This window comes from Streptomyces sp. NBC_00038 (genome assembly GCF_026343635.1).
Taxonomy (GTDB): Bacteria; Actinomycetota; Actinomycetes; order Streptomycetales; family Streptomycetaceae; genus Streptomyces.
Genome location: NZ_JAPELQ010000001.1, coordinates 6,065,861 through 6,081,831, shown reverse-complemented (window position 1 = coordinate 6,081,831; position 15,971 = coordinate 6,065,861). Strand labels below are relative to the sequence as shown.

At 71.0% G+C, this 15,971-nt stretch carries 14 protein-coding genes; 6 read left to right on the top strand and 8 right to left on the bottom strand.

Going from position 1 to position 15,971, the window contains the following annotated elements; translation table 11 throughout:
• Nucleotides 1–155 precede the first annotated feature (155 nt).
• From OG219_RS27495 to OG219_RS27485, 3 genes are all read left to right on the top strand, one after another.
• The gene (locus tag OG219_RS27495; RefSeq protein WP_266830803.1) at nucleotides 156–1,814 is read left to right on the top strand and encodes a helix-turn-helix domain-containing protein; all 1,659 of its coding nucleotides are present in this window, start codon (nucleotides 156–158) and stop codon (nucleotides 1,812–1,814) included.
• A gap of 290 nt (nucleotides 1,815–2,104) precedes the next feature.
• Nucleotides 2,105–2,884, top strand: a complete 780-nt coding sequence (locus OG219_RS27490; protein ID WP_266830801.1) for a response regulator transcription factor — start codon at nucleotides 2,105–2,107, stop codon at nucleotides 2,882–2,884.
• Nucleotides 2,881–4,407 (top strand): HAMP domain-containing sensor histidine kinase, encoded by a 1,527-nt coding sequence (locus OG219_RS27485; protein ID WP_266830799.1) that lies wholly within the window; start codon nucleotides 2,881–2,883, stop codon nucleotides 4,405–4,407. Before OG219_RS27490 ends, OG219_RS27485 begins: the two co-directional genes overlap by 4 nt.
• Before the next feature lie 234 nt (nucleotides 4,408–4,641).
• On the opposite strand, the gene OG219_RS27480 is transcribed toward OG219_RS27485, so the two are convergent.
• The 5 genes from OG219_RS27480 to kdpF form a co-directional block, all read right to left on the bottom strand.
• Nucleotides 4,642–5,325, bottom strand: a complete 684-nt coding sequence (locus OG219_RS27480; RefSeq protein ID WP_266830797.1) for a response regulator — start codon at nucleotides 5,323–5,325, stop codon at nucleotides 4,642–4,644.
• A gap of 114 nt (nucleotides 5,326–5,439) precedes the next feature.
• The gene (locus OG219_RS27475) at nucleotides 5,440–6,072 is read right to left on the bottom strand and encodes a potassium-transporting ATPase subunit C (RefSeq protein ID WP_266830795.1); all 633 of its coding nucleotides are present in this window, start codon (nucleotides 6,070–6,072) and stop codon (nucleotides 5,440–5,442) included.
• Between the two features lie 5 nt (nucleotides 6,073–6,077).
• Nucleotides 6,078–8,207: a potassium-transporting ATPase subunit KdpB gene (gene kdpB / locus OG219_RS27470; RefSeq protein ID WP_266830793.1), complete on the bottom strand. Its 2,130-nt coding sequence runs from the start codon at nucleotides 8,205–8,207 to the stop codon at nucleotides 6,078–6,080.
• Entirely contained in the window at nucleotides 8,204–9,868 is a 1,665-nt protein-coding gene (kdpA, locus tag OG219_RS27465; RefSeq protein ID WP_266830791.1) for a potassium-transporting ATPase subunit KdpA, read from the bottom strand. The genes kdpB and kdpA overlap by 4 nt, the downstream gene beginning before the upstream one ends.
• Nucleotides 9,869–9,876: 8 nt before the next feature.
• On the bottom strand, nucleotides 9,877–9,966 hold the full coding sequence (kdpF, locus tag OG219_RS27460; RefSeq protein ID WP_266830789.1) for a K(+)-transporting ATPase subunit F: 90 nt from the start codon (nucleotides 9,964–9,966) through the stop codon (nucleotides 9,877–9,879).
• Nucleotides 9,967–10,363: 397 nt separating this feature from the next.
• On the opposite strand from kdpF, the gene OG219_RS27455 reads away from it, so the two are divergent.
• Nucleotides 10,364–10,954, top strand: coding sequence for a hypothetical protein (locus tag OG219_RS27455; RefSeq protein ID WP_266830787.1), 591 nt, complete (start codon nucleotides 10,364–10,366; stop codon nucleotides 10,952–10,954).
• Nucleotides 10,955–11,000: 46 nt separating this feature from the next.
• Nucleotides 11,001–11,492 carry a peptidylprolyl isomerase gene (locus OG219_RS27450; protein WP_266830785.1) on the top strand — a complete coding sequence of 164 codons (492 nt, stop codon included), beginning with the start codon at nucleotides 11,001–11,003 and terminating at the stop codon, nucleotides 11,490–11,492.
• 139 nt (nucleotides 11,493–11,631) lie between these two features.
• Here OG219_RS27450 and OG219_RS27445 read toward each other — a convergent pair whose 3' ends face one another.
• Nucleotides 11,632–12,444 (bottom strand): NAD(P)H-binding protein, encoded by an 813-nt coding sequence (locus OG219_RS27445; protein WP_266830783.1) that lies wholly within the window; start codon nucleotides 12,442–12,444, stop codon nucleotides 11,632–11,634.
• Nucleotides 12,445–12,529: 85 nt separating this feature from the next.
• On the opposite strand from OG219_RS27445, the gene OG219_RS27440 reads away from it, so the two are divergent.
• On the top strand, nucleotides 12,530–12,943 hold the full coding sequence (locus OG219_RS27440) for a helix-turn-helix domain-containing protein (RefSeq protein WP_266830781.1): 414 nt from the start codon (nucleotides 12,530–12,532) through the stop codon (nucleotides 12,941–12,943).
• 84 nt (nucleotides 12,944–13,027) lie between these two features.
• On the opposite strand, the gene OG219_RS27435 is transcribed toward OG219_RS27440, so the two are convergent.
• Together OG219_RS27435 and OG219_RS27430 are read right to left on the bottom strand one after the other, a co-directional pair.
• Nucleotides 13,028–14,551, bottom strand: coding sequence for a hypothetical protein (locus OG219_RS27435; RefSeq protein WP_266830779.1), 1,524 nt, complete (start codon nucleotides 14,549–14,551; stop codon nucleotides 13,028–13,030).
• The gene (locus OG219_RS27430) at nucleotides 14,551–15,732 is read right to left on the bottom strand and encodes an FAD-dependent monooxygenase (protein ID WP_266830777.1); all 1,182 of its coding nucleotides are present in this window, start codon (nucleotides 15,730–15,732) and stop codon (nucleotides 14,551–14,553) included. Before OG219_RS27430 ends, OG219_RS27435 begins: the two co-directional genes overlap by 1 nt.
• Nucleotides 15,733–15,971: the final 239 nt, after the last annotated feature.

Sequence of the window (15,971 nt, the reverse complement as noted above, 5' to 3'; positions counted from 1 at the left end):
CAACTCGTCGCGCGGCCTGCGAGGACCTGCACCGCCCTACAGACGACAGGCGTCCTCGGCCCCCTCCGCCTGTACTGTTCTCCAAACCCCGTGCCCGCCGGTGTGCACGCTCGTAACAAGCACCGAACAAGCACCGAAGGGGACGACGACCACCGATGCTGCTGACCGAACTCCTCGCCATACCGCGCCTCGGCCTCGTCCCTGTCGGGACCGCCGGGACCGCCGGACCCCTCGCGCCCGGCGCCCCCCGCACCCCGCACATCCGCGGCGTCTACACCACCGACCTCCCCGATCCCGGCCGCTACCTCGACGGCGGGGAACTCGTCCTCACCTCCACCACCTGGTACCGCGAGCCGCGCGACGCCGACACGTTCGTCGCCGCGCTCGCGGGTGCGGGCGCCGCCGCGCTGGTCGCCGGGACCGCGGGCATCGGCACCCTGCCGGACGCGCTGGCACAGGCCTGCGAGCGGCACGGACTCGCCCTCTTCACGGTCGGCGACGACGTGTCGTACGCGGCGCTGACCGAGACCGTCCTCGCCGCGCTCGCCGGCCCGGCCCGCCGCTCACCGGGCGCGGACCTGCACCGCGGCCTGGTCGCGAGCATGGCGTCCGGGGCCGGGCCCGAGGGTCTTGTCGAGGTGTTCGCGCGGGCCACCGGCGTGTGGTGCGCGGTGCTGTCCGCGACCGGTCGCGCCACCGCGGGCGGCGTACCCGAGGTGACCGGCCACCACCTGGACCGGGCGCACCGCGAGGCGCTCGCCGCGGGCGCCTTCCCCTCCGTACAACCGGTGCCCGGCGGCGGCCACTTGACCTTCTTCCCCGTACAGTCGCCGGTCGCCAGGCGCCCGCCCGCCGCCTACCTCGCCGCCTCCGGCGACTTCCGCGACTGGGCGCCGGGAGTCGCGGACGCCGCCTCCGAAGTGTGCGCGCTCCTCGCGATGGACCGGGTGGCCCGCCAGGAAAGCCGCCGCATCGAGGAACGCTTCCTGCGCGAGTCGCTCACCCTCGTGAGGGAGGGGCGGACGGATGCGGCCGAGGGGCGCCTGCGCAGCCTCGGCCTCACCCCGGACACTCCGCTGACCTGCGTCTACGTCACCACGACCGGCAGTCCGTACGGCGCCGAGCTCGCGGCGGTGGTCCTGGAGGACGTCTTCGACCGGATACCCGGCTGCTCCACGCCGGTCGCCGAGGACGACGGCTACGTGATGCTGGTGCCGGGCGAAGTCCCGACCCGCCTCGACGACCGCACCGGAGACCACTCGGCAGAGCGCCTCGACGACCACCCCCAGACGGCCGAGCGCCTCGAAGACCACCCCCAGACGGCCGAGCGCCTCGAAGACCACCTCCAAAGCGCCGCCGCAGGCCTCACCCCGCTCCTCGTCCACGGCTGGGCCGCCCTCGGCATCGGCGGACCGGCCACCGGAGCGGCCGGGCTGCGCCGCTCCCTCGACGAGGCGCGGCACGCCCACCGCATCGCCTGCCTGGGCACGGGCACCGTCCGCACCGCGACGGGCGACGACCTGTCCTCGTACCTGATGCTGCTCGCCGCCGTCCCCGAGGACGTACGCAGGCTCTACCGCGAGCGGCTCATCGGGGTCGTGGAGCGGTACGACGCCGAGCACGGCAGTGACCTCATGGGCACCCTGGCCGCCTTCCTCGACGCCTCGGGCTCCTGGCACCGCTGCGCCGAGCAGCTCCACGTGCACGTCAACACCCTGCGCTACCGGCTCCAACGCGTCGAACAGCTCACCGGCCACAGCCTGTCCACCCTGCGCGACCGGGTGGACTTCTGCCTGGCGCTCAGCATCACGTGAGGGACCAGGGGGCCGGTTGCACGGGCCCGTTACACAAGCACCTCCCAGCACACATCCCGGAATCTCCCACATGCCGCGCCTAACGTGCGGAGCACCTCGTGGAGCCAGGTCTCATCAGGAGCCGGGTCTCAGTCAGACACGGGGCGGCCCCCGGACTCCCTCAGTGGAGGAGTCCGGGGCCTCCGCATCTCCGGGGCCTCCACAGGCCCGGGCCCGCGCATGGGCCACTCTCAGCCAACCCCCAGGCTTCCCCAAGCAAACACTCATGAAGAGAGTGGAGAGTCGGCGCCATGGCCGAGCACACCGAGCCCCACACCCCCCACCGGCTCCTTGTCGTCGAGGACGAGCCGAGCATCCGTGCCCTGCTGGAGTCCACCCTGCGGCTCAGCGGCTACGAGGTGAGCAGCGTGATGTCCGGCGGTGCCGCGCTGCTCGAGATCGAGAGGTTCGGCCCCGATCTGGTGCTGCTCGACGTGATGCTGCCCGACCTGGACGGCTTCGAGGTGACCCGGGCGATGCGGGCGGGCGGCAAGAACACCCCCGTACTGTTCCTGACCGCGCGCACCGACCTGTCCGACCGCATCGACGGGCTGCGGGCCGGCGGCGACGACTACGTCACCAAGCCCTTCAGCCTCGACGAGGTGCTGCTGCGGATCCAGGCGATCCTGCGCCGCACCGGCGCGGAGGAACCGCCGTCCGGCGAGGCGGACGAGGACGACGAGAGCATCCTGCTCTTCGCCGACCTGCGGCTCGACGAGCGGGCGTACGAGGTGCACCGCGCGGAGCGGTACGTGCCGCTGTCGCCGACCGAGTTCCATCTGCTCGCCTACCTGATGGCGAACGCCAACCGGGTGCTGACCAGGGCGCAGATCGTGCAGCACGTGTGGGGGTACGACTTCGCCGGGGACGTGCGGATCGTCGAGACGTACGTGAAGTACCTGCGCAAGAAGATCGACTGCGTCGAGCCGCCGCTGATCCACACGGTGCGCGGGATCGGCTACTCCCTGCGGCTGCCTCGCGAGCACGAGCGCGAGCAGGCTCCTCAGTCCGCCGACGCCGCCGAGCGGTGAAACGGCCCGTCTCCCTGCGGGGCAGGCTCGTCCTCGGTCTCGCCGTCCTCGCCACCACCGCGGTGCTGGCCGCCGAGATCGTCGGCTTCGTCGTGATGCGTTCCTGGCTGATGGACGGGCTCGACGAGCAGCTCGCCCACTTCAGTACGCCCAGGAAGGCGTACCAGGACGCGGTGAGCGACAAGGGATTCCCGAGCAGGTTCACCACACCCGGGGCGCTGCCCTCCGACTTCCGGGTCTTCTTCTACGACTCCGACGGCCGCCTCCTGAGCGCCTCGCTCGGCGACTACGAGCAGCCGACCAAGCCCGAACTGGCGTCCACCGTCGAGGGCCTCGGCCTGTCCGTGGGGCAGCTCGCCACGGTGTCCGCCGACATCGGCGGCGGCCGCTGGCGGGTCGTCCTGCGCGAGGGCCCCGACGGCATGAAGGCGGTCGTCGCGCTGCCGCTGGCCACCATCGACGGCGCCACCTCCAAGATCCTCTACGTGGACGGGGCACTGCTCGCCCTCACCGTCACCGGCGTCGTGCTCCTCGGCCGCTGGGTCGTACGCCTCGGGCTGCTCCCCCTCACCCGCATGGAACGCACCGCCCAGGACATCACCGACGGCGACCTCGACCTGCGGCTGCCCGACACCGGCGCGCGCACCGAGACTGGGCGGCTCGGCCGCGTCCTCAACACCATGCTCGAACGGCTCCAGGGCGCCCTGCGCGAGCGCGAGACCTCCGAGGCCCGGCTGCGCCGCTTCGTCGCCGACGCCGGGCACGAACTGCGTACACCGCTCACCGCGATCCAGGGCTTCGCCGAGCTGGCGCTCCGCCACGAGCAGCAGTCCCCGGCGGGCCGCCGCGAGGCGAACCGGCTCATCGCCCAGAACGCCGAGCGCATGGGCCTCCTCGTCGACGACCTCCAACTCCTCGCCAAACTCGACCAGGAGCCGTCGTACGGGCCCTCGCACGGGCGTGAATCCGTCGACCTGCTGTCCCTGGCCGCCGACGCGGTGAGCGCGGCGGCGCTGGGGGACTCGGAGCGGCCGATCGACCTTGGGCCACTGCGCGACTCGAAGGACGAGGAGGAACTGGAGCTCGTGGAGGCCCTCGGCGACCCGCACCGTCTCCGCCAGGTCGTCGAGAACCTGCTGTCCAACGCGCGCGTCCACACTCCCGCGGGTACCCCCGTCCACGTCCGCGTCGGCACCGCCCGGGTCGCCCCGGACACCGGCGGCGCCGACCGCCCGGGGCGCACCAGCGCGTCCCCACCCCTCCCCGACGGCACCCCCGTCGGCATCCTCGAAGTCGCCGACGCCGGCCCGGGCCTCGCCCCCGAAGACGCCCAGCGCGTCTTCGAACGCTTCTACCGCGTCGACCGCTCCCGCTCCCGCGCCCACGACCAGGGCGGCAGCGGCCTCGGCCTCGCCATCGCCGCGGCCATCGCCCAGGGGCACGGGGGCCGACTGGAGCTGGACACCGCGCCCGGGGAGGGTTGCACGTTCCGGCTGGTGCTGCCGGAGTCGGGGCGGGCGTGAGGGGTTTTTTCGCCCCCTCCGCCCCTACCCGTCCCGTACCTGGGGGCTCCGCCCCCAGACCCCCGCTGTCGGCCTGGACGGCCTCGTCCTCAATCGCCGGACGGGCTGAAGGTGTTCAGCCTCTCCGGCGTTTGAGGAGCGGGGGTTTGGGGGCGGAGCCCCCAAGGGACGGGAATGGGTAGGGGCGGAGGGGGCGAATCAAGCTGCGCCAACCCGGGCACCGCCCGCGCCCGCTCAGGGATCGAAGCGGTAGCCCATCCCGGGCTCGGTGATCAGATAGCGGGGGTGTGAGGGATCCGCTTCGAGTTTGCGCCGTAGTTGGGCCATGTAGACCCGCAGGTAGTTGGCCTTGTTGCTGTGGGAGGCGCCCCAGACCTCCTGGAGGAGCCGGCGCTGTGTGATGAGCCGGCCGGGGTTGCAGACCAGGATCTCCAGCAGGTGCCATTCGGTGGGGGTGAGGCGTACGTCGCGGCCCCCGCGGCCGGCCTTCTTGGCGACCAGGTCGACGGTGAACTCGTCGGTGGTGACGAGGACGGTCTCGGTGGCGACGGGCACGGAGTCCGTGCGGCGGACGGCGGCGCGCAGCCGGGCAAGGAGTTCGTCCATGCTGAACGGTTTGGTGATGTAGTCGTCGGCGCCCGCGTCGAGGGCCGCGACCTTCTCGTCGGAGGCCCGGCGCGCGGAGAGCACCAGGATCGGTACACGCGTCCAGCCACGCAGGGCCTTGATGACGTCCGTGCCGTCCATGTCGGGCAGCCCCAGATCCAGTACGACCACGTCGGGCCGGCGCACGGCCGCGAGCCGGAGCGCGGTGGCACCGTCGGGGGCCGCGTCGACCCCGTACCCACGTGCCTGCATGTTGATCACGAGCGCCCGTACGAGCTGTGGGTCGTCCTCCACCACCAGCACCCGGGTCATCGGTGTGTGCCTTTCACGTCGTACGCCGGACAGCGACTGTCGCGAGTGGTGCGGGAGTTGGCGTATCCCGGGGTTTCCTCCGGCGCCAACTCCCGCGTAACGCGCGTGAGTCCATCAGCTCTTGGCCACAAGTTCCTTGAGTGCGATGTTGAGTTCGAGGACGTTGACGGTGGGCTCGCCGATGAAGCCGAGCGTGCGGCCGTCGGCGTGCTCGTCGACGAGCTTCTGCACCTCGGCGACGGGGAGGTCGTTCTTCTCCGCGACGCGGTGCACCTGGATGTCGGCGTACTGCGGGGAGATCGCCGGGTCCAGGCCCGAGCCGGAGGACGTCACCGCGTCGGCGGGTACGTCGGAGGGCTTGACCGTGTAGCCGGGCACCGAGTTGTCCTTGACGACCTTGGCCTTCGCCTCCGTGACCCACTTGATCAGGTCGGCGTTGTCACCCGAACGGTTGGTCGCGCCGGACAGGATCAGCTTGTACTGGGTGTTGACGGAGTTCGCCCCAAGCCCGTTGGCGGGCCGCGGCTGGAAGTAGTCGAGGCTGTAGCCCTGTTGGCCGATCAGCGAGGAGCCGACGACCTTGCCTTCAGACTTGATCTCCGAGCCGTTCGCCTTGCCGGGGAACAGTCCCTGCGCGACACCCGTGATCGCCAGCGGGTAGAGCACCCCGCAGATCACGGTCAGGACGAGCAGGGCGCGCAGGCCCGCTCCCAGCAACCGGGCGGTGTTCGTGACGGAGTTGTTCATGAGGATCAACCGATTCCGGGGATCAGGGAGATGACCAGGTCAATGAGCTTGATGCCGATGAACGGGGCGATGAGCCCGCCGAGCCCGTAGATCCCCAGGTTGCGCCGCAGCAGGCGGTCCGCGCTCACCGGCCGGTACTGCACACCCCGCAGGGCGAGCGGGACCAGCGCGATGATGATCAGCGCGTTGAAGACGACCGCGGACAGGATCGCGGAGTCGGGCGAGGACAGGTCCATGATGTTGAGCTTGTCCAGGCCCGGGTAGACCGCCGCGAACAGCGCCGGAATGATCGCGAAGTACTTCGCGACGTCGTTGGCGATGGAGAACGTCGTCAACGCGCCCCGGGTGATCAGCAGTTGCTTGCCGATCTCCACGATCTCGATGAGCTTGGTGGGGTTGGAGTCCAGGTCCACCATGTTCCCGGCCTCCTTGGCGGCCGAGGTACCGGTGTTCATGGCCACGCCCACGTCGGCCTGCGCCAGCGCCGGAGCGTCGTTCGTACCGTCACCGGTCATCGCGACGAGCTTGCCGCCGGCCTGCTCACGCTTGATGAGCGCCATCTTGTCCTCGGGAGTCGCCTCCGCGAGGAAGTCGTCGACGCCCGCCTCGTCCGCGATCGCCTTGGCCGTCAGCGGGTTGTCGCCCGTGATCATGACGGTCTTGATGCCCATGCGGCGCAGCTCGTCGAACCGCTCGCGCATGCCGTCCTTGACGACGTCCTTGAGGTGGATGACGCCCAACACCCGGGCGCCCTCGGTGTCTTCGACGGCCACGAGCAGCGGCGTGCCGCCGGCCTCGGAGATCCGGTTGGCGAGCGTGTCGGCGTCCTCGGACACCTCGCCGCCCCGCTCCCGCACCCAGGAGACGACCGAACCGGCCGCGCCCTTGCGGATCCTGCGCCCGTCGACGTCCACCCCCGACATCCGGGTCTGGGCGGTGAAGGCGATCCATTCGGCACCGGCCAGCTCGCCCTGGTGACGCTCGCGCAGCCCGTACTTCTCCTTCGCCAGTACGACGATGGAGCGGCCCTCGGGCGTCTCGTCGGCCAGCGAGGAGAGCTGGGCGGCGTCGGCGACCTCGGCGTCGGTGGTGCCGGTCACCGGCACGAACTCGGAGGCCTGTCGGTTGCCGAGGGTGATGGTGCCGGTCTTGTCGAGGAGCAGGGTCGACACGTCACCCGCCGCCTCAACTGCCCTTCCGGACATGGCCAGTACGTTCCTCTGCACCAGCCGGTCCATGCCCGCGATACCGATCGCGGAGAGCAGCGCGCCGATGGTGGTCGGGATCAGGCAGACGAGCAACGCGACCAGCACGACCATCGTCAGATGCGTACCCGCGTAGTCCGCGAACGGCGGCAGGGTGGCGACGGCGAGCAGGAAGACGATCGTCAGCGAGGCGAGCAGGATGTTCAGCGCGATCTCGTTGGGCGTCTTCTGCCGGGCGGCGCCCTCGACCAGGGCGATCATGCGGTCGATGAAGGTCTCGCCCGGCTTCGTCGTGATCTTGATGACGATGCGGTCGGAGAGGACCTTCGTACCGCCGGTGACGGCACTGCGGTCGCCGCCGGACTCGCGGATGACGGGGGCCGACTCGCCGGTGATGGCCGACTCGTCGACGGACGCGACACCCTCGACGACGTCACCGTCGCCGGGGATGATGTCGCCCGCCTCGCAGACGACCAGGTCGCCGACGCGCAGCTCGGTGCCGGGCACCTGCTCTTCCGCGGAGCCGTTGAGCCGCCGGGCCACCGTGTCGGTCTTGGCCTTGCGCAGGGTGTCCGCCTGCGCCTTGCCACGGCCCTCGGCCACCGCCTCCGCCAGGTTGGCGAAGATGACGGTCAGCCACAGCCAGGCGCTGATCGCCCAGCCGAACCAGTCGCCCGGGTCCTTGAAGGAGAAGACGGTCGTCAGCACCGAGCCGACGAGCACCACGAACATGACAGGTGACTTGACCATCACCCGCGGGTCGAGCTTGCGGCAGGCGTCCGGCAGCGACTTGAGCAGCTGCTTCGGGTCGAAGAGACCCGCGCCGACCTTGCTTTCGTCCTTGTGGCCGGTCGGCACATCGCTGTGCGGCGCCCGGGTCGGGGTCGTAGTGGACACGGCGTCCTCTTGTTCGTCTGTGCGGGTGCTCATGACGCCAGCCCCTCGGCCAGCGGACCCAGCGCGAGCGCCGGGAAGTAGGTCAGACCGGTGATGATCAGGATCGCTCCCACCAACAGGCCGGTGAACAGCGGTTTCTCGGTGCGCAGCGTGCCCGCGGTCGCGGGCACCGGCTTCTGCTCGGCGAGCGAACCGGCCAGGGCCAGCACGAACACCATCGGCAGGAAGCGGCCCAGGAGCATGCAGAGACCGAGGGTGCTGTTGAACCACTGCGTATCCGCGTTCAGACCGGCGAAGGCCGAGCCGTTGTTGTTCGCCGCGGAGGTGTAGGCGTACAGGATCTCGGAGAAGCCGTGCGCCCCACTGTTGGTCATCGAGTTGCCCGGGGTGGGCAAGGCCATCGCCGCGGCGGCGAAGACGAGCACAAGGGCCGGGGTGATGAGGATGTAGCAGGCGGCGAACTTGATCTGACGGGTGCCGATCTTCTTGCCCAGGTACTCGGGCGTACGGCCGACCATCAGACCGGCGATGAACACCGCGATGATCGCCATGATCAGCATTCCGTAGAGGCCCGAGCCGGTGCCACCGGGTGCGATCTCGCCGAGCTGCATGCCCAGCATGGTGATGCCGCCGCCGAGACCGGTGAACGAGGAGTGGAAGGAGTTCACCGCGCCGGTCGACGTCAGTGTGGTCGCCACCGCGAAGATGGAGGAACCGCCGACTCCGAAGCGGGTCTCCTTGCCCTCCATCGCACCGCCGGCGATGTCGAAGGCGGGGCCGTGGTGGGCGAACTCGGTCCACATCATGAGGGCCGTGAAGCCGATCCAGATGGTGACCATCGTGGCGAGGATCGCGTAACCCTGCCTGAGCGAGCCGACCATCCGGCCGAAGGTCCGGGTGAGCGCGAACGGGATCAGCAGGAGCAGGAAGATCTCGAAGAGGTTCGAGAACGGGGTGGGGTTCTCGAAGGGGTGGGCCGAGTTGGCGTTGAAGTAACCGCCGCCGTTGGTGCCCAGCTCCTTGATGGCCTCCTGGGAGGCGACCGCGCCGCCGTTCCACTCCTGCGAGCCGCCCATGAACTGGCCGACCGAGTGGATGCCGGCGAAGTTCTGGATGGCGCCGCACGCGACCAGGACGATCGCGGCGATCACCGCGATGGGCAGCAGGATGCGGATGACACCGCGCACCATGTCGGCCCAGAAGTTGCCGAGTTCACCGGTGCGGGATCGCGCGAATCCCCGTACGAGCGCCACCGCGACGGCGATACCGACCGCGGCGGAGACGAAGTTCTGCACCGCCAGACCGCCGGTCTGCACGACGTGGCCCATGGCCTGCTCGCCGTAGTACGACTGCCAGTTGGTGTTCGACACGAAGGACGCGGCGGTGTTGAACGCCTGGTCCGGGTCGATGGAGGAGAAGCCGAGCGAGCCGGGCAGGATGCCCTGGACGCGCTGGAGGACGTACAGAAAGAGGACGCCGACCGCCGAGAAGGCGAGGACGCTGCGCAGGTACGCGGGCCAGCGCATCTCGGTGTTCGGGTTGGCGCCGATTCCCTTGTAGATCCACTTCTCGACGCGCAGGTGCTTGTCGGAGGAGTAGACCTTGGCCATGTAGTCGCCGAGGGGACGGTAGGCGAGTGCCAGGGCCGCTATGAGAGCGACCATCTGGAGCACGCCGGCGAGGACGGGTCCCATAACAGTGCTCAGAACCTCTCCGGGAAGACGAGGGCGAGGATGAGATAGCCCAGCAGGGCGACGGCCACGATCAGGCCGACAACGTTCTCGGCGGTCACAGCTTCGTCACCCCCTTGGCGACGAGGGCCACCAGCGCGAACACCGCGATCGTGGTGACGACGAAGGCCACGTCGGCCATCGTGAGCTCCTAGATGAGGTTCGTGATTGAACGGACTACTAGAGGAAAGCTCCTCTCCGACCGGATTCGGCCACCGTTGACGGCTCCCATACGGGGCGCGGCACGCCTTTGACGCATCCCTTACGCCGGTGTTTCGGATGAGGCGGAAGCGGAACCGGCAGACCTCCGGATCCGGGTCCCGGCGCACCGCGTGACGCGGTCCTCCGTGTCCAGGTGGCAGAGCTCCCCGGCCCCTGTCGGATCCTTGACGCGCCCGCCCATCAGAGTCCCGTCAAGGGGTGCTGCCCCCGGCCTCCCGGGTGCCTACCGTCGGTCGTATGGAACGCCGTACGGAACGCCGCGACGACACGCGCGCCACGGTCGACGCACCCGCATCACCACCCCCCACCGAGGTGGCGCACGACCGCCTCTGGGCCCAGGACCTGCGCAGCTCGATCCGCTGGTCCGCCGCACTCCTCGCCCTGCTCCTGGTGATCGACCGGGGAGCGGGCACCCTCACACCGCCGCGGGCCACCCTGTGGGTGACGCTCGCGCTGCTGCTGTACCTCGTACTCCACCCCACCCGCGTCGCCGCCGGCGAGGGCTGGCTCTCCTCCCGCGGCCTGCTGCGCACCCGCCGTGTCCGCACCGACCAGCTGGTCTCGGTCCGCTGCCTGGACGGCGTCGCCCAGCGCCTCGTGCTGCGCGACACCTCCGGCGCCTCGGTCGAGATCGACCCCCGAGTCCTGGTCGCCAACCCCCCGCTGTGGCACCGCCTGGACGAGGACGCCCGCGCCTCCGCCCTGCGCGGCTCCCTGACCTGCGGGGCGACGGCGCTTCGCCGCGTTTCGGAACGGATCGACCGGGAGACGGCGATGACCGTGTTCAAGGTCTCGGGGATGGATCAGGGCCGTATAGGGGCCGTATAGGGGCCCATGGGTAAGCAGCACACAGGGGAAATGCCAGACTGACGGCATGACGACAAAGGTTTACTTCGACATCCGTATCGGCAACGAGTCCGCGGGGCGGATCGTCTTCGATCTGTACGACGACGTCGTGCCCAAGACCGTGGAGAACTTCCGCGCGCTGGCGACCGGCGAGAAGGGGTTCGGCTACGCCGGTTCCGCGTTCCACCGCATCATCCCCCAGTTCATGCTCCAGGGCGGTGACTTCACCAGGGGTGACGGCACCGGCGGCAAGAGCATCTACGGCGAGAAGTTCGCCGACGAGAACTTCCAGCTCAAGCACACCAAGCCCGGCCTGCTGTCGATGGCCAACGCGGGACCGAACACCAACGGCTCCCAGTTCTTCATCACCACCGTGGTGACCGACTGGCTGGACGGCAAGCACGTCGTCTTCGGCGAGGTCACCGAGGGCCTCGACCTCGTCAAGAAGATCGAGGGCTACGGCAGCCGCAGCGGCACGCCGAGCACGAGCATCGTCATCGAGAGCAGCGGCGTTCTCTAACACCTGCCGTCCTGGTCGGCACCGACCGCCACTCCCCCGTCACCGTGATCCGAATCCGGGAGACGGGATACGACGAGGCCCCGCCTTCGGCGAAGGCGGGGCCCGCCGATGTCGAACCCGGGACCGTCGGGGGCGTTGCCTACGCGACCGCCGCCGCGAGCGGAGAGCGGGGTGCGCGCCCCAGCAGTCGGCGCAGATCGCCGCCGGTGCGGGTCATGAATCCGGCAGCGATGGCGGAGTAGGTGCCGACCAGCATCGGCACCTGGAACGGCTCGGCCCCGGAGGCGGCGATGCGGGTGCGGGCCTCGGCGAGTGTCTCCGGCTCGTAGGTGACATGGGGGCCGTGTGCCCGTGCCAGGTCGGTGCCGCCGACGGCCTGTTCTCCGACGAGTTCATGGACGCGCCCCGCATGGGCGGGAGCGTCCAGCGCCACCCGTACCGCGGCATCGGCCAGGTCCGCGCGCGCGACGGCCGCCAGCCGCCCGTCGCCGAGCGGAGCCCTGATCCGCCCGTCCTCCGACGGCGCGGCGAGCCAGGCCAGCAACTCCGCGTAGAGGCCGTTGCGCAGGATCGTCCAGTCCATGCCGCTCTCCCGGAGCCGGCGCTCGGTCCAGCGGTGCGGGAGGGCGTACGGGAGATGGTCACCGTCGGCGGTCAGACTCGTATAGACGACGTGGCCCACGCCCGCCCGTTCCGCGGCGTCGATGGCGGCGCCGTGCCGGGCGATGACGGCGTCGTCCTCGCCGTAGCCCGCGGAGATCATCAACAGCACTTCCACGCCCTCGAAACCCTTGGCGAGGGTGTCGGGATCGTCGAAATCGATGCGCCGCACGGGCAACCGGGCCTCGGTCCGCCGGAGTTCGCGACTACCGAGGACGACGTCGTCACGGTCGGCCAGCTGCCCGGCGACAAGCGTGCCCAGGGCGCCCGCGGCACCAGTGACCAGAATCATCAGGGTCTCCCCGTTCGGGTAGGTTCTCTTCGGTAACCCTGACCATCCTGCGGTTTCGCAACACGGAGCGTAAGGAGGCACATTGATGTCGGTGGGGCACACAGAGGTAACCGGCCAACCCGTCGTCAGCTGCGGGGACGAGCACGAGGACTGCGGGATCCGCGAGGTGCTCGACCGGATCGGGGACAAGTGGTCCGTCCTGGTCGTGGTCGAACTGGCCCAGGGCGTACGCCGTTTCCGGCAGCTCCAGCGCGCGATCCCTGGTATCTCGCAGCGGATGCTGACTCTCACCGTGCGCCGGCTGGAACGGGACGGGCTGGTCTCCCGAACGGTGTATCCGACGGTGCCCCCGCAGGTCGAGTACGAGCTCACGGCGACGGGCCACAGCCTCACGCATCTGGTGAAAGCCCTCGCGGACTGGTCGGCGGAACACCGCGACTCCATCGCGCGAGCACGCCAGGAATGGGACGCCGAACATCCCGACTCCGGAATCCACTGACCGTACGGAACACAGCGACCGTACGAGTTCCACTGAGCGAACAAGCTCCACCGACCGAACCGGCCGGGCTTCATGCGCTCGCGCTCATTCACGCCCGGCGCAGAGATACGGACGCGCGAGCAGCAGGCCGGTACCGGTCATGGCGATGCCGAAATAGACCGGCGCGAGGTGGATGAAGTCCGTGTAGTGGATCGCGCCGTGCACCACGACAGCCGGCAGGAAGCCTGCCGCCGCCGCCGCGGCCAGCGTCCAGAACACCCAGGCCTCACCCCGCCGCCAGCCCCACGCGCTGAGCAGCGTGATGGCCACCGCGGCGGACATCAGGGCGCCGCCGAACCCCGCGCGGTCGTGCGCGACGAACGGCACGAGCCGGGGATTCGCGGTTTCCAGCAGCTGCGCGCTGGTGCCGAGGAAGGCCAGGTCGGTCGGCACGAAGACACCGGTCAGACCGACCACCGAGATCACCGCTCCGCCGACGAACAGTCCCGCTCCGGTGACGATCAGCAGCAGTTGACCGACCAGCGCGCGTCGGCGCTCCGGTTCCGGTCCCTCGGGCGCCAGGCGCCACCGCGGTGCGTGCGGGGTCCGGCGGACCGCGGCCACGAACATCGGGAACAGCAGGACGGTGGTCGCCGCTTGCAGGATTTCCACGAAGCCGGTGGCCAGGAAGTAGAACAAGGTGGGGAAGCCGATCGCCCCCGAGAGCAGATACACCTCGCGGGCCCAGGGCCGGCCGCGTCTGATCCCGCCCACGGCGAGGCCGGTATAGAGGGCGCCGATCGCCACCATCGTGCCGGCCATGGTGATCCGGTCGTGCTGGAGGAAGTGCACGAGTTGGTGGTTGGCGGCATGGAGTTCGTGCAGCGTCATGCCGAGGTAGTCGCGGTCGTACCAGAGCAGCACCGGACCGAGCGTGATCGCCGCCGCGCCGAGTCCCGCACCCGTCATACCGAGGCCGACGAGCAGCGCCCACCACCAGGCGGGCCAGCGGCGGGGATCGCGGCCGACGTCCCGGAGCACCGGCGCGGGCTCGGTGGGCGTGGCTGCCTCGGTGACGCGTGCGAACCATCCGGGTCCGGCCTCGACGAGCACCCCGGGCATGGCGAGCACTACGGTGCCCGGCTCGTCGAGCGCAGTGGCCGCGGCGGTGACCGAGGGGTCGGACACATGGACCACGTGCGGGTCGTCGCCGCTGGTGAACCCGTCGACATCAGGCTTGAGGGCCGCCTCGGCCGCCGGGTCGCCGGCGCGGACGACCAGCGGGATCGAGCGGCCGGCGGCGGCCTCGCGCACGGTCTCCGCGTCGGCCGCCGAGACGGGCGCCACCTCGACGACACCGGCCCCGAGCGGGGGCATGGCGCGTACCGCCTCACGGGCGAGCGAGGGCGGGACGGATATGCCGAGGCGGACGGTCACGGGCACACCGGCGATCTCTCCGGCGAGCCGCCGCGGCGGATGGCGGTGGCCGAACCCCCGGGCGATCAGCCGCGCGCCGACGGGCCGGGAGCCGATCGACGCCAGCAGCCGCAGTGCGGTGCGCTGCGAACGGCGCCGCCCGAGGACGGCAGCGGCCGCGCCGCGCAGCGGGTGATACGTCCAGTCCGGCATCAGCGACGCTCGCTCTCCGCCACGGTCCCCAGGTCACCGGGTGCGGTCCAGCCGAGCACCGGCGTCATGGAACGCAGCGTCGCCCGCGTCGGCATCAGCCGGGCGGCCGTGTCGCGCAGCAGCACCGCGGGCGGCCACGACAGCTGGCCGACCGCGCCGAGCCGGGCGGAGCGGCGCGTGATGGCCTGGGTCCGCGGGCGGCGCAGCAGGTCGTACGAGCGGAGCGCGGCGGCCATGTCCGAGGTGCCGTCGAGGCAGTGGGCGAGGGTGACCGCGTCCTCCAGCGCCTGGCACGCGCCCTGGCCCAGATTGGGGGTCATGGCATGGGCCGCGTCGCCGAGCAGCGCGACCCGGCCCCGGACGAACGAGGGCAGCGGCGGCAGGTCGTACAGGTCGTGCCGGAGCACCGCGTCCGCGGGGACGGCGGCCAGCAGGGCGGGCACGGGATCCGGCCAGGACCCGAACCGGCGCAGCAGTTCGGCGTACTCGGACGGGCCGCAGGACGTTCCCGCCGGCAGCGACGCGGTCGCGAAGCAGTACATCCGCCCGCCCGGCAGCGCCGTGTAGCCGAACCGCGCCCCGCGGCCCCAGGTCGCCGCCCCCTCGGAAGGGGGCTCGGCGAGGGGCTCGGTGACCATGCGCCAGGCGGTGTAGCCGGCGTACCGGGGATCGGCCGCGTCGGGCCACAGGGCGCGGCGGACCGCGCTGCGCAGCCCGTCGGCGCCGACCACGAGGTCGGGCCGGGACTCGCCCGCACGGTGACCGACGACCGGGCCGTCACTGTCGTCGCGGACCGTGGACACCTCACTGCCCGCCCGCAGACTGTCGGCGGGCAGCGCCTCGGTGAGCACCCGCAACAGGTCCGCGCGGTGCAGGACCACCAGGGGATGACCGAAGCGGCGCGCCAGCTCCGCGTTGTCCGTACGGGACAGCCAGCGCCCCCGGCGGTCGCGTACGCCGCCCGCGGCCTCGACGGCGCCGAGCGCCCGGACGGCGCCGCCCAGGCCGAGCGCCTCCAGCGCGTGCAGGGCGTTCGGCCACAGGGAGATGCCGGCGCCGATCTCGGTGAACTCCGGGGCCCGCTCCAGCACTTCGACGCGCCAGCCCCGGCGGTGCAGGGCGATGGCCGCCGCGAGGCCGCCGATCCCGCCGCCGACGATGGTCGCGGCGCGCTGCGGCATGGGTCCTCGCTCTGGGTTCGGGTGGGGCGCCACCCCAGGTCAAGTGGCCGTCGCTCCGGTGCCCGAGCGGCATGCGCCGCGGCGCAGATCCGGCTGAGCAGCGCTCATAGCAACATGACGACACACACCTGTCAACGTGCCGAGGGACGCACCGGCCGACCCCGGTGGGGCGCCGGCAGTCGCCACAGCCATCCCCCACTCGCCTCACCCCGCCCCGCCCCGCCCCGCCAACAGGGGAT

Coding starts and splice junctions, on each gene's coding strand:
- OG219_RS27480 (WP_266830797.1), bottom strand. CDS start 5,325: ATGACCCGGGTGCTGGTGGTGGAGGACGACCCACAGCTCGTACGGGCG.
- kdpA (WP_266830791.1), bottom strand. CDS start 9,868: ATGGGACCCGTCCTCGCCGGCGTGCTCCAGATGGTCGCTCTCATAGCG.
- kdpB (WP_266830793.1), bottom strand. CDS start 8,207: ATGAGCACCCGCACAGACGAACAAGAGGACGCCGTGTCCACTACGACC.
- OG219_RS27455 (WP_266830787.1), top strand. CDS start 10,364: ATGGAACGCCGTACGGAACGCCGCGACGACACGCGCGCCACGGTCGAC.
- OG219_RS27495 (WP_266830803.1), top strand. CDS start 156: ATGCTGCTGACCGAACTCCTCGCCATACCGCGCCTCGGCCTCGTCCCT.
- OG219_RS27435 (WP_266830779.1), bottom strand. CDS start 14,551: ATGCCGGACTGGACGTATCACCCGCTGCGCGGCGCGGCCGCTGCCGTC.
- OG219_RS27450 (WP_266830785.1), top strand. CDS start 11,001: ATGACGACAAAGGTTTACTTCGACATCCGTATCGGCAACGAGTCCGCG.
- OG219_RS27475 (WP_266830795.1), bottom strand. CDS start 6,072: ATGAACAACTCCGTCACGAACACCGCCCGGTTGCTGGGAGCGGGCCTG.
- OG219_RS27445 (WP_266830783.1), bottom strand. CDS start 12,444: ATGATTCTGGTCACTGGTGCCGCGGGCGCCCTGGGCACGCTTGTCGCC.
- OG219_RS27490 (WP_266830801.1), top strand. CDS start 2,105: ATGGCCGAGCACACCGAGCCCCACACCCCCCACCGGCTCCTTGTCGTC.
- OG219_RS27430 (WP_266830777.1), bottom strand. CDS start 15,732: ATGCCGCAGCGCGCCGCGACCATCGTCGGCGGCGGGATCGGCGGCCTC.
- OG219_RS27440 (WP_266830781.1), top strand. CDS start 12,530: ATGTCGGTGGGGCACACAGAGGTAACCGGCCAACCCGTCGTCAGCTGC.